The organism is Kribbella sp. VKM Ac-2571, assembly GCF_004362255.1.
Classification (GTDB): domain Bacteria; phylum Actinomycetota; class Actinomycetes; order Propionibacteriales; family Kribbellaceae; genus Kribbella; species Kribbella pratensis.
In genome coordinates this window covers 1-11,537 of the sequence record NZ_SNWS01000033.1, presented here as the reverse complement: position 1 = coordinate 11,537, position 11,537 = coordinate 1, and the positions used below count along the sequence as shown (strand labels likewise).

Here is an 11,537-nt window from a genome sequence, read left to right as displayed (position 1 = left end):
GCCGCGTGAGTGTTGGAACCTGTGACACGCGCGGGCAATCGGGGCGTGCTTGCAAACTGTCGGAGCAGCGATCTAGGATCCCTAGATGTAGTGGTTACACGGGTGTAATTTTCCACAGGTAGTGGTTGGTTGCACACAGGTTCTACACAAGTTGTCCCCAGGCTGATCCACAACCCACCCCCGCGGGTGGGCACGGGAGGAGTGATTCGTCGTGCACTGTCCGTATTGCCGACACGCCGACTCCCGGGTCGTCGACAGCCGGGTGGCCGAGGACGGCGGAGCGATCCGCCGCCGCCGGCAGTGCCCGGTCTGCGAGAAGCGGTTCACCACCGTCGAGCAGATGCAGCTCACAGTCGTGAAGCGCTCCGGCGCGACCGAGCCGTTCAGCCGGGAGAAGGTCATCAACGGGGTCGGAAAGGCGTGCAAGGGCCGGCCGGTGAACGCCGACCAGCTCGCGCGCCTGGGTCAGAAGGTCGAGGACGCGCTGAAGGGCAGCGGCTCGCCGGAGGTGCCCGCGCACGAGGTCGGACTGGCGATCCTCGGGCCGCTGCGGGAGCTCGACGAGGTCGCGTACCTGCGCTTCGCGAGTGTCTACCGGCAGTTCGAGTCCGCCGACGACTTCGAGACGGAGATCGCGCTGCTGCGGGCCGAGAAGGAGCCGCAGGGCACCGAGCCGGACCCGCTGAAGCCGACCCAGCAGACATAAACCGGGGGAACGGTAGTTCCAGGTAGTTCCAGGTAGTCGCAGTAGTGGCGTTACGCAGTACTCCAACGGGGCGGTCCCGACAGACCGCGGCAGTAGACACAGGGCGAGGAGCAACCATGACAGAGACGGTGACCGGCCACTCGGGGTCGACCAAGAGGTCGACGGCCGGGTTCCGAGGGCGCAAGAACGCGCCCACGGGACTCACCATCGAGCGCGTTTTCAGCACCGAAGGCGTCCACCCGTACGACGAGGTGACGTGGGAGCGTCGCGACGTCGTACAGCAGAACTGGAAGACGGGTGAGACGGTCTTCGAGCAGCGCGGAGTCGAGTTCCCCGACTTCTGGAGCGTGAACGCGTCGACCATCGTCACCACGAAGTACTTCCGGGGCGCGATCGGCCACGACAACCGCGAGTGGAGCCTCAAGCAGCTGCTCGACCGGGTCGTGAAGACCTACCGCAAGGCCGGTGAGGAGCACGGGTACTTCACCTCGCCGAAGGACGCGGAGGTGTTCGAGCACGAGCTCACCTGGATGCTCCTGCACCAGTACTTCAGCTTCAACTCGCCCGTCTGGTTCAACGTCGGCACGTCCTCGCCGCAGCAGGTGTCGGCCTGCTTCATCCTTGCCGTGGACGACTCGATGGACTCGATCCTGAACTGGTACAAGGAAGAGGGCCTGATCTTCAAGGGCGGCTCCGGCGCCGGCCTGAACCTGTCCCGGATCCGCTCCTCGAAGGAACTGCTCCAGTCCTCCGGCGGTACGGCGTCCGGCCCGGTGAGCTTCATGCGCGGCGCGGACGCGTCGGCCGGCACCATCAAGTCCGGCGGCGCCACCCGGCGCGCGGCGAAGATGGTCGTGCTGGACGTCGACCACCCCGACATCGAGGAGTTCGTCGACACCAAGATGCGCGAGGAGGAGAAGATCCGGGTCCTGCGGGACGCGGGCTTCGACATGGACCTCGGCGGTCGCGACATCACCTCTGTGCAGTACCAGAACGCGAACAACTCGGTCCGGGTCTCGGACGAGTTCATGCGGGCGGTCGAGGCGAAGGGCGAGTTCGGGCTGCGCGCGCGGCTGGACAACTCGGTGATCGAGACCGTCGACGCGCGGACGCTGTTCGACAAGATCGCGCAGGCCGCGTGGGCGTGCGCCGACCCGGGCCTGCAGTACGACGACACCATCAACGACTGGCACACGACGCCGGAGACGGGCCGGATCACCGCGTCCAACCCGTGCTCGGAGTACATGCACCTGGACAACTCGTCCTGCAACCTCGCGTCGCTGAACCTGATGAAGTTCCTCCGCGACGACGACCTGTTCGACTCGGAGAAGTTCGTCAAGGCCGTCGAGCTGATCATCACCGCGATGGACATCTCGATCTGCTTCGCGGACTTCCCGACCGAGGCGATCGGCGAGACGACTCGCGCGTACCGGCAGCTCGGCATCGGTTATGCGAACCTCGGTGCGTTGCTGATGGCAACGGGTCACGCGTACGACTCCGACGGTGGTCGCGCGCTGGCGGGCGCTATCACCTCGCTGATGACCGGTACGTCGTACAAGCGCTCCGCCGAGCTGGCCGGCATCGTCGGCGCGTACGACGGCTTCGAGCGCAACAAGGACGCGCACACCCGGGTGATGCGCAAGCACGCCGCGGCCAACGACGCGATCCGGACCGTGCACGAGATCGACAAGGACGTCCAGAAGCACGCCACCGCGGCGTGGGAGGGCGTGCTGAAGATCGGCGCCAAGTTCGGCTGGCGGAACGCGCAGGCCTCGGTGCTCGCGCCGACCGGCACCATCGGGTTCATGATGGACTGCGACACCACCGGTATCGAGCCGGACTTCTCGCTGGTCAAGTTCAAGAAGCTGGTCGGCGGCGGCTCGATGCAGATCGTCAACCAGACGGTCCCGCGGGCGCTGCGCCAGTACAACTACACCGAAGAGACCATCGAGGCGATCGTCGAGTACATCGCCGAGAACGGTCACGTCGTCGACGCCCCGGGCCTGAAGCCGGAGCACTACGAGATCTTCGACACCGCGATGGGTGAGCGGGCCATCAAGCCGATGGGCCACGTCCGGATGATGGCGGCGGCACAGCCGTTCCTGTCCGGCGCGATCTCGAAGACGGTGAACCTGCCGGAAACCGCGACGGTCGAGGAGATCGCCGACGTCTACTTCCAGGGCTGGAAGCTCGGCCTGAAGGCGCTCGCGGTCTACCGTGACAACTGCAAGGTCGGTCAGCCGCTGGCGGACGGGAAGTCTGCGAAGAAGGCTGCCGCGGACTCGGTCGAGCCCGCTGTCGCCGAGAAGATCATCGAGAAGGTCATCGAGTACCGGCCGACCCGGAAGCGCCTGCCGAAGTCGCGGCCGTCGCGGACCACGTCCTTCACGGTCGGTGGCGCCGAGGGGTACATGACCGCCGGCTCCTACCCGGACGACGGTCTGGGCGAGGTCTTCCTCAAGATGGGCAAGCAGGGTTCGACGCTCGCCGGGGTGATGGACGCCTTCTCGATCGCGATCTCGATCGCGCTGCAGCACGGCGTACCGCTGGAGACCTACGTCCAGAAGTTCACCAACCTGAAGTTCGAGCCGGCCGGTCTGACCGACGACCCGGACGTCCGGATGGCGCAGTCGATCATGGACTACATCTTCCGCCGCCTGGCGCTGGACTACCTGCCGTTCGACGAGCGGGCCGCGCTCGGTATCTACTCGGCGGACGAGCGGTCCCGGCAGCTCGACACCGGTTCCTACGAGCCGGCCCCGGTCGAGGTGTCCGAGGCCGAGTCCCTGAAGACGGTCGAACCGGTCGCCGAGATCGCGGATGCTCCTGCGAAGCCGGCCGAGGCGGCAGCCGCCAAGCCGGTGAAGGGCGAGGCTCACACCACGGCCGAGATGCTGGAGCTCATCACCGGCACCTCGGTGGACGCCCCGCTCTGCTTCACCTGCGGCACGAAGATGCGCCCCAGCGGTTCCTGCTACGTCTGCGAAGGCTGCGGCAGCACCTCCGGCTGCAGCTGACCTGCTGACCATCAGCTGATAGCGCCACGGCCCCCGGGAACTTCCCACTTCCCCCGGGGGCCGCAGCGCGTCTACCGTCGAGTCGTGGAGGGGATCGACGGTCTCCTCGCAGCCGGGGAGAAGGCGCTCGGTGCCGGGGACTGGGTTGCGGCTCGGGCCGCGTTCGGTGACTCGGTCGGGATCTCGGCAACGGCACGGGGCCTGGCCGGGCTGGGTGATGCCCAGTGGTGGCTGGGCGACGTTCGTACGGCGTTCTCCTGCTGGGAGCGGGCCTACGCCGAGTTCCGGCGTACCGATCCCGCACAGGCTGTGTTCACAGCCGTGGGCCTCAGCTTTCTCTACGACGCCAACTTCGGCGACCGCGCCGCGGCCCGAGGCTGGGCCGCGCGGGCCGTCCGGATCGCGTCGCAACTCGGCGATCCGGTCGTGGGCGCCTGGGCGTCGCTCGCCAGGGCCGGTTGTGAAGATGACCCGCTACAGGTCGCTGCCTGGTGCGAGGCGGCGTACGAGATCGCGGCCGAGGCCGGCGATCGCGACCTGGAGTTGTGCGCGTTGAGCCTGTGGGGAGCGGCCCTGATCAACCAAGGGCAGGTGCTCGAGGGTACGGAGCTGCTCGACGAGGCGCTCGCGGGCGCGCTGCGCGGTGAGGGCACCCGGCCGGACACGGTGGTTTTCACGAGTTGCTTGCTGATGAGGTCCTGCGTACGCGGCGCCGACTTCTCGCGCGTTGTGCAATGGACTCGGTCGCTCGACGGCTTCATCGCCCGCTACGGCTGCCCGTACTTGCACGCGACGTGCAGGGCGGCGTACGGCGCTGTTCTCGCCTGCACCGGTGATTGGCCACGGGCCGAGATCGAACTGACCGCGGCCGCGGAACTCGCGCAGGACGCATTGCCCGCCGTGCAAGCGGAGGCGGCCGCGTTCCTCGCCGACCTTCGGCTGGCGCAAGGGCGGTTGGCTGAGGCCCGCCGACTCCTCGCCGGGTTCGAAGACCGCACCATCGTGCAGCCCGTCTTGGCAGCTGTCTGTTTGGCCGATGGAGAGGTGGCCTTGGCGACCTCGCTGATCCAGCGCCAACTCGGTCAGACCACACCGCTGGAGGAGGCTCGGTTCCGCGAGGTGCTCGGGCAGGCGTGTCTGTTGACCGGTGACACCACCGGTGCTGCTGCGGAAGCTGCGCGGCTGACCGCGCTCGGTTCGGCGACAGACAGCGGGCTGATCGCGGCGCGCGGTGCACGGCTGTGCGGACAGGCCCTTGCGGCCGAAGGCAGGTCGCGTGAAGCGATGCTGCGGCTTTCCGCGGCGCAGACCTGGTTCGGCCTGCTGGAGATGCCACTCGAGGTCGCGCGGACCCGGATGATGCTGGCCGACGCCATGTCGTCCGACGACCCGGCACCCGCGGTCGCCGAGGCGCGGATGGCACTGGCGGTGTTCGAGGATCTCGGCGCCGCGGCCGACGCCGACGCGGCGGCGGCCTGGCTCCGAGCAGCGGGCGCGAGCGCGGCCCGTCTCGGACCTCGTGGAGCCGGATTGCTCACGAAGCGCGAGCTCGACGTACTGACGGTCCTCGCGGAAGGCCTGCCGAATCCGGAGATCGCGGCCCGTCTGTACATCAGCCGGCGTACCGTCGAGCACCACGTGGCGAGCATCCTGTCCAAACTCGGCGTACGGAACCGGACCGAAGCCGCCGCCTACCTCACCCGGGTCAGCGAATAGGCGCAACGCGTACTACATCGCACGGAAGGGCTTGGGGGTTTGTTAGTGGCCGGCGTGGTCCGAGTCGGCCGCGGGCCGGCCGGTGCCGTCGAGCGCTGCCAGCGACGCGAGCTCGCCGTCGGTCAGATCGAAGTCGAACACCGCCAGGTTCTGCGTAAGCCGCTCCCGATCGGCTGACTTCGGGATCGGTACGACGTCCTGCTGCGTCTCCCACCGCAAGACAACTTGTCCCGCGGATCGGCCGTGGGCCCTCGCGATCTCCTGCACCGCCGGGTGGCTCAGGAGGTCGGTGCCCTTGCCCAGCGGGCTCCACGCCTCCGTGACGATCCCGTGCTGGGCATGGAACTCGCGCTCGGCGGCCTTCGCCCAGACCGGGCTGAGCTGGACCTGGTTCACCTCGGGTGCGACGCCGGTTTCGTCGATCAGGCGTTGCAGGTGCGCGGGCTTGAAGTTCGACGTACCGATCGCGCGGACCAGGCCTGCCTCGCGGAGCGCGATGAGGCCTTGCCAGGCGTCGACGTACCGGTCCTGCTCGGGATTCGGCCAGTGGATGAGCAGGAGGTCGAGGTACTCGACGCCGAGCTTCTCCGCGCTGGCCTCGAACGCCTGGCGCGGGCCGTCGACGCTGTGCCAGCGTTTGTTGAACTTCGACGTCGCGAACACCTCGTCGCGCGGGGCATGTTTCAGCGCCCGTCCGACGCCGACCTCGTTCCGGTAGTTCTCCGCGGTGTCGATCAGTCGGTACCCGAGCTCGAGCGCCGCACTCACCGCCCGTTCGGCGTCCGCATCGTTCATCGGCGATGTCCCGAGCCCGACCCGCGGCATCGCGGTTCCGTGACTCAACGTGACCATTGGAACCTGACTCATCCGGTCTCCTCCTTCGGCGTACGCGCCCAGCCACGATAGGCCGATCACGGTCCGCACCCGCTGTCGAGGTCAACCGATTCAGTCGTACGGCGTACGGCTGGGACCGGCTGTCTCAGCGCCGGGATATCCGTACGCGAACTGTCGGATCCGTGGGTCATCATGGTGCGACGGGCGACGAAAAGCGTTGGAGGGGTGGGCTTATGAAGAATCGGCTGGTCACTCTCGTGGATCTCGGTCTGGACAGTTCGTTCGACGCGTCGATGTCGTTCGTGCAGGGCATCACCGGCAACATCAACGCCGGCTGGGACCAGCCCTTCATCGATGTGAACTTCGTCCGCACCCGCGACCACGAGACCGCGTTCTCAGCCCTCACCACCCCGTCGACCGTCCTGCACGTGATGGCACACGGTGATCACAGCGAGGAGCCGTCCTTCCTGTCCACCGACGGCGAGACCCAGGTTTCACTGAAGTCCCTCGCCGACTGGTTCCTCGATCACCAGTGGGGTATCGCCAGCGGCGTCGTCATCGCCGACGGCTGCAAAACCGGCATCGGCAAGTGGCAACGCGCCATCCGCGACTGCATCCAGGGCGATGTCACCTACATCGGCACCAGCACCGTCATCGGCTGGTACGAAGCCACCGTCTTCTGCTCCGCCTTCTACGGCGCCCTGGTCCGCAACCGAGGCCTCGGCCGCACCCCCGCCGAACAAGGCTGGGACGCCGCCAACCGAGCCATCCGAGCCTACGAAACCCTCACCGACAAACCCTGCCCGTACAAACCAGTCCTCCTAACCCCCTCCCGCCAAGCCCTCCGCTCCCTCACCGGCTGACCGACACGCGCGCGGCGGCTACTTTGCGTTAGGCGTGTGAAACTTTTGTGGACTCGTCGTCCGCCTGACGCCGGTGAAGGAACGCCGCTATGAAACTCCACCGGAACTCTCTCCTCACGGCCGCCGCGATTGTGCTGGTTCTGTACGTCGTTTCGCTGATTGTCGGGCTGCCCGCGTGGGCGGGTGTCGTGTTGACCCTGGTGCTGTTGGTGTTGCTGGCTGTTGTGTGGAAGCAGCCCGACGAACCCCGTCCTGTCGTCACGAAGCAGGCGCCGGCGCCATCCGTCGTACTGCCGGATCCCGAGCCGGTCTTCTCCGGACCGCCGTCCCGGACAGTTGCCGATGTTCGGTTGCCGTCGGCTTCGCCGGACTTCCAGTTCAGTTTCTCGGCAGTCGTGCAGTGGTCGACGGTGCTGTCGGGCTCGCGTCACGCGGACCTCGGTGCGGTCGCGGTCGATGCCTTGCTGGAGAGAGCGCGAGCGCTGACCGTGCGGCAGCAGGTGACCGAGGAGTCCCTCAACCAGCATCGCTTGGCGGCGCTTCTCGGCGAGCCGGCGCTGGACGAGAAGGGGCAGGTCCGGAGTTGGGCGACCGAAGTACGACTGCGGCTGCCGGACGCGGATCAGAAACATCTGCAGCACCTCGCTGCGCTGCATCGGCGCGAGCAGACCACGCTGCTCGAACGCCGGATGGAGCAGGACAAACGCGCGTACCTGAAGGACGATGTCTTCGCCACGCCTGGATCGGCAGCGGTCTGGTGGATGGTCAACCACCCAGGCGAGGTCGAGAAGGCGCTCGGCCTGCTCGACACTCTCGCTGAACTGTCGGCCGCGGCGAACGATCTCCCCGTACGGCGGACAACCGCCGAGGAGATCGAACGCCAACGGCCGACCCGCGCCGAACTCGCCTTCAGCACGGCAATCGAGAACCTGACCGACGCCGACCAGGACAGCACTGCATCGGGCCAGGGGCACAAGGATCCGAGCCAGGACAACACCGTTCCGGCCCACGACAGGACCGCTCCGGGCCGGGACAGCACCGTTCCAGCCGAGGACCGCACTGCTCCGGGTCAGGACAGCGCCGCTCCGAGCCGGGACGGTAGTGCTCCGAGTCATGGTGGCAGTGTTCCGGGCGAGGACAGCGCGGCTCCGAGCCGGGACGGCTCGGGGGAGTCGGCTCAGCGTCCGGTGCCGAGGCATGCCGGTGCGGGCGAGGACGGCCGTCGGGAGACCGGTCCTGTCCAATCCGGGCTGAACGGGTCCAGGTCCGAGCCGGCCACGACGTACCGGGAGCAGTTCTTCACCGAATAGGCCGGTGAGGCGGGCTGTCTGCAGGGTGGGCCCGCCCCACCGGAGCTGAGGGCGCATGGCTAGTCGTCCAGCCAGCGGATCGTGGTTGCGCCGTTGTGTCCGTGGATGCTCAGGAGCGCGTCGATCCCGTCCTGCCACACGGTGGTGGTCGGGTAGTGGCCGCCCCAGCGCAGCGCGACTGTGCCGTCGCTCCACTCGACTCCCTCGGCGACGACGCCCGTACCGCTCACACCGGAGACGTCGCGGTACCGGACCAGTTCGAAGCGTCGTGGACCGGACTTCCTCGTGATGCGCAGATGACGCTGTCGCGTGGTGCGCAGCAGCGTCGCGGTTCTCCCGCTGATCTCGTCCATGGCCCAAGTCAACGCGCGCCCGGGCGTCCTCACCAGGAACTCAACCGGTATCCACAGCGCACAAATTCTGCCCACCGGCGTTCACCGAAACGAATATTCTCATTGCAGGGAGTAACTGACACGCAAGGGAGAGCACGAATGACTGTCATCGAGGAATGGACCGGCCGGCACGCGCACGCCTTGCGTACGGCGCTGCGGCTGACGAACGAGGCGTTCGCCGAGCAGCTCGGCATCTCGCCGCGCACGCTCACGAAGTGGCGCGAGAGACCCGAGCTCGTGCCCAGTCCCTTTCTCCAGGAGGCCCTCGACACCTACCTCCAGAAGGCGCCGCCCGAAGCCCATCTGCGGTTCGCGGCGAACCTCGGCCTGGAACAGGATCCGGGACCGATCGACAAAACCGTGCTGACGCAGCTCAACACGGCGCTCGGTGATCTGACGCGTGTCCTGGCACGCTTGCAGGCCGAGGACCCGGAGCGATCGCCCTCGCCTTGACCGCGGGAAAGGGCAGACTGGGGCGGCGCAGTGCGAGCGCGGAAGGAGCCGTGGATGAGGCGACGCCTGGTGAACTCGTCGAGTGTGCGATCGGTCGGATGGTCCGATGGGACGCTGGAGCTCGAGTACGTCAACGGCTACATCTACCAGTACTTCGACCTACCGCAGCCGACCTATGCGGCGCTCCTGGCCGCACCGAGCATCGGCGCGTACGTCAACAAACACATCAAGCCGTACTACGACGTTCGCGAACTCTGAGTTTCCGCACGTCACACACCGGGCACCTGTAGGCGTCCACACGGGGGTGCGCACAATCCGGGAGGTGGGCATGCGCACTCGTAGAGCGTCGACCAATGGGTCACGCGTCGTTGCGATCGTTCTGGTGGTCTGGTTGTTCATCGGACTGGCAGCTGCCGCGCAACGGAACTACTTCTCAGGCTCCGACGCGACCTGCGCACGAGTCGGCACGATCTTGGTGACGGTCGTCGCCGGTCCGCTGAACTACATCGGTGCCAACCCGAAGATCGACTGTACGGCACCTCAACCGTCGCGATAACGGCTACGGCGCCGCCGGGGCTCTCCAGGACAACGTGTATCGCCAGAACAGGCTGCGGCTGAGCCGTGCCCCGGGGAGGATGCGCTTGGCTGCAAGGGCGATCTCCTCGAACGATTCCGCGGCCATGGCGGTCGGTGCGGTCATGTGCGTGGGGATCGTGTGTGACCGTCGCGGATGCTTGGCGATGCCAACGATCGGGTTCAGGATCATCGAGGCGATCGACCACGGAAGATCTGCCGGCGCCTCCCGGCTGACGCCGACCACGACGAGTCGGCCGCCCGGGCGCAGCAACTCGCGCGCCTTCTCGAGCGTGGCCTCCAACGGCAGATGGTGCAGCACGGCCACGAAGGTGATCAGGTCGTAGCCGCTTGCGTGGAACTCGTCGAAGGGCTGCGTCAGGATGCGGACGTTGGCGAGGTCTGCGGTTGTACGCCGAGCCTGCTCCGCCGTCGGGACATCGCGCTCGATGCCGGTGACTGCGGGAAAGACACCGGCGAGCCGGCGAACAAGGTTTCCTGACCCGCAGCCCACGTCCAGGGCCTCCGTGCCGCCGGCTGCGCGGACGCGACGTGCATGGTGGAGCACGAGCGCCGCGTAGATGTCGTTGTGGGACCAAGGGTGCGCGTCGTTGAAGCGAGCCAGTGCGGCCAGCGCTGTCTGGAAGGCACGAGACATAGAGCGACAGTATCGACGGCTCGGGGCGCGGTTCGCACCGTCAGCTGTTCGGGAATAGGTCGTGGGGGAGCGGGGTTAAACCTCATGCCGTCCGGAACATGACCCCGGGCCTCAACCTAAGCCGCTACGAGCGGCCACTCGCCGAGAGGCGTCTGCTGGGCGGTGCGGTACGTGACAGGTGGGAGCCGACTGGCTCCCACCTCGTCGTCTTCCTGGCCGTCTCGTACGTCGCCTCTCCGGGCGTCTCACGTCGTGCGTGGGACTCCCGCCGAAAACGACTTGTGCGGGTGCGGCATGATGGAAGTGTCGCTCGCGGAGACGCGTGCGAGTGGAGTGACCAGAGGGACCAGCACTGCTTCCCTCGACGCCGGATCACGGTGCCGAGGGCAGGTGCCGGGAGGCTCGGACGAGGGTCCGGGACCCCGATTTGCATCTGCACCGCGAATGTCAGTAATGTTCTTCTTGTTGGAGCGAGGCGCAGGACGCGAAAGCGGCCGGCCCTTCAACAAACTCCCTGAAGGTCTCGGAAGCCGAAACACGCCTCGGCGGGTTTCGGACACTGAGTCGCGCAGGGAGACTGGATCGAAAAAGGCCGATTTGACCGGCTGGAAGCGAAACAGTAAAGTTGGGCGAGTTGCCCCGGAGCTTCAAACGAAAGTCTGAAGCGCGGTGTGCGTCCGATTCTTGAGAACTCAACAGCGTGCCGAAAGTCAATGCCGAAAGATGCATTAACCCCGTCCACAGGCATTGGATGATTTTTCTACCCTGGTCTCTCCGAGATTTTGGGTGGTTGGTTATCTTGTTCTGTGGCGGATTCCTTTGAAATATATACGGATGACAAGTCAGTTTGATTGTTTCTGATTCAAAGGATCACTCAATGTAGTCTGTTTTCCACGGCTTTGCTGTGGTTGACATATAGATTTCAACGGAGAGTTTGATCCTGGCTCAGGACGAACGCTGGCGGCGTGCTTAACACATGCAAGTCGAGCGGTAAGGCCCCTTCGGGGGTACACGA

Annotated in this window: 11 protein-coding genes and 1 rRNA gene; 9 read left to right on the top strand and 3 right to left on the bottom strand. The window is 66.5% G+C overall.

The window, feature by feature from the left end:
- Window positions 1-211: 211 nt before the first annotated feature.
- The 3 genes from nrdR (at window position 212) to EV651_RS42865 (ending at window position 5,439) form a co-directional block, all read left to right on the top strand.
- The gene (gene nrdR, locus EV651_RS40660; RefSeq protein WP_130387741.1) at window positions 212-706 is read left to right on the top strand and encodes a transcriptional regulator NrdR; all 495 of its coding nucleotides are present in this window, start codon (window positions 212-214) and stop codon (window positions 704-706) included.
- A gap of 116 nt (window positions 707-822) precedes the next feature.
- Window positions 823-3,723, top strand: coding sequence for a vitamin B12-dependent ribonucleotide reductase (locus tag EV651_RS40655; protein ID WP_133791512.1), 2,901 nt, complete (start codon window positions 823-825; stop codon window positions 3,721-3,723).
- An 84-nt stretch (window positions 3,724-3,807) separates the two neighbouring features.
- Complete coding sequence (locus EV651_RS42865) at window positions 3,808-5,439, top strand: LuxR C-terminal-related transcriptional regulator (protein WP_133791510.1); 1,632 nt, start codon at window positions 3,808-3,810, stop codon at window positions 5,437-5,439.
- A gap of 42 nt (window positions 5,440-5,481) precedes the next feature.
- Here EV651_RS42865 and EV651_RS40645 read toward each other — a convergent pair whose 3' ends face one another.
- Window positions 5,482-6,306, bottom strand: a complete 825-nt coding sequence (locus tag EV651_RS40645) for an aldo/keto reductase (protein ID WP_133791508.1) — start codon at window positions 6,304-6,306, stop codon at window positions 5,482-5,484.
- Between the two features lie 200 nt (window positions 6,307-6,506).
- Here EV651_RS40645 and EV651_RS40640 point away from each other — a divergent pair, with 200 nt between their 5' ends.
- Together EV651_RS40640 and EV651_RS40635 are read left to right on the top strand one after the other, a co-directional pair.
- Window positions 6,507-7,136: a hypothetical protein gene (locus EV651_RS40640; protein WP_133791506.1), complete on the top strand. Its 630-nt coding sequence runs from the start codon at window positions 6,507-6,509 to the stop codon at window positions 7,134-7,136.
- A gap of 89 nt (window positions 7,137-7,225) precedes the next feature.
- On the top strand, window positions 7,226-8,446 hold the full coding sequence (locus EV651_RS40635; protein WP_133791504.1) for a hypothetical protein: 1,221 nt from the start codon (window positions 7,226-7,228) through the stop codon (window positions 8,444-8,446).
- A 59-nt stretch (window positions 8,447-8,505) separates the two neighbouring features.
- Here EV651_RS40635 and EV651_RS40630 read toward each other — a convergent pair whose 3' ends face one another.
- Complete coding sequence (locus tag EV651_RS40630; protein WP_238157539.1) at window positions 8,506-8,799, bottom strand: hypothetical protein; 294 nt, start codon at window positions 8,797-8,799, stop codon at window positions 8,506-8,508.
- A gap of 138 nt (window positions 8,800-8,937) precedes the next feature.
- Here EV651_RS40630 and EV651_RS40625 point away from each other — a divergent pair, with 138 nt between their 5' ends.
- The 3 genes from EV651_RS40625 (at window position 8,938) to EV651_RS40615 (ending at window position 9,847) form a co-directional block, all read left to right on the top strand.
- On the top strand, window positions 8,938-9,291 hold the full coding sequence (locus EV651_RS40625) for a helix-turn-helix domain-containing protein (RefSeq protein WP_133791502.1): 354 nt from the start codon (window positions 8,938-8,940) through the stop codon (window positions 9,289-9,291).
- 54 nt (window positions 9,292-9,345) lie between these two features.
- Window positions 9,346-9,549: a KTSC domain-containing protein gene (locus EV651_RS40620; RefSeq protein WP_133791500.1), complete on the top strand. Its 204-nt coding sequence runs from the start codon at window positions 9,346-9,348 to the stop codon at window positions 9,547-9,549.
- Between the two features lie 70 nt (window positions 9,550-9,619).
- Complete coding sequence (locus tag EV651_RS40615) at window positions 9,620-9,847, top strand: hypothetical protein (RefSeq protein WP_133791498.1); 228 nt, start codon at window positions 9,620-9,622, stop codon at window positions 9,845-9,847.
- Between the two features lie 3 nt (window positions 9,848-9,850).
- Here the strand turns inward: EV651_RS40615 and EV651_RS40610 are convergent, their stop codons facing one another.
- Complete coding sequence (locus EV651_RS40610; protein ID WP_133791496.1) at window positions 9,851-10,522, bottom strand: bifunctional 2-polyprenyl-6-hydroxyphenol methylase/3-demethylubiquinol 3-O-methyltransferase UbiG; 672 nt, start codon at window positions 10,520-10,522, stop codon at window positions 9,851-9,853.
- Window positions 10,523-11,444: 922 nt separating this feature from the next.
- On the opposite strand from EV651_RS40610, the gene EV651_RS40605 reads away from it, so the two are divergent.
- Window positions 11,445-11,537: ribosomal RNA gene (locus tag EV651_RS40605) — 16S ribosomal RNA — on the top strand; the annotation flags it as partial.

Excerpts from the sequence above, each read along its gene's own strand:
- EV651_RS40630 (WP_238157539.1), bottom strand. The coding sequence starts at position 8,799 with ATGGACGAGATCAGCGGGAGAACCGCGACGCTGCTGCGCACCACGCGA.
- EV651_RS40615 (WP_133791498.1), top strand. The coding sequence starts at position 9,620 with ATGCGCACTCGTAGAGCGTCGACCAATGGGTCACGCGTCGTTGCGATC.
- EV651_RS40625 (WP_133791502.1), top strand. The coding sequence starts at position 8,938 with ATGACTGTCATCGAGGAATGGACCGGCCGGCACGCGCACGCCTTGCGT.
- EV651_RS40620 (WP_133791500.1), top strand. The coding sequence starts at position 9,346 with ATGAGGCGACGCCTGGTGAACTCGTCGAGTGTGCGATCGGTCGGATGG.
- EV651_RS40610 (WP_133791496.1), bottom strand. The coding sequence starts at position 10,522 with ATGTCTCGTGCCTTCCAGACAGCGCTGGCCGCACTGGCTCGCTTCAAC.
- EV651_RS40655 (WP_133791512.1), top strand. The coding sequence starts at position 823 with ATGACAGAGACGGTGACCGGCCACTCGGGGTCGACCAAGAGGTCGACG.
- EV651_RS40635 (WP_133791504.1), top strand. The coding sequence starts at position 7,226 with ATGAAACTCCACCGGAACTCTCTCCTCACGGCCGCCGCGATTGTGCTG.
- EV651_RS40645 (WP_133791508.1), bottom strand. The coding sequence starts at position 6,306 with ATGAGTCAGGTTCCAATGGTCACGTTGAGTCACGGAACCGCGATGCCG.
- EV651_RS40640 (WP_133791506.1), top strand. The coding sequence starts at position 6,507 with ATGAAGAATCGGCTGGTCACTCTCGTGGATCTCGGTCTGGACAGTTCG.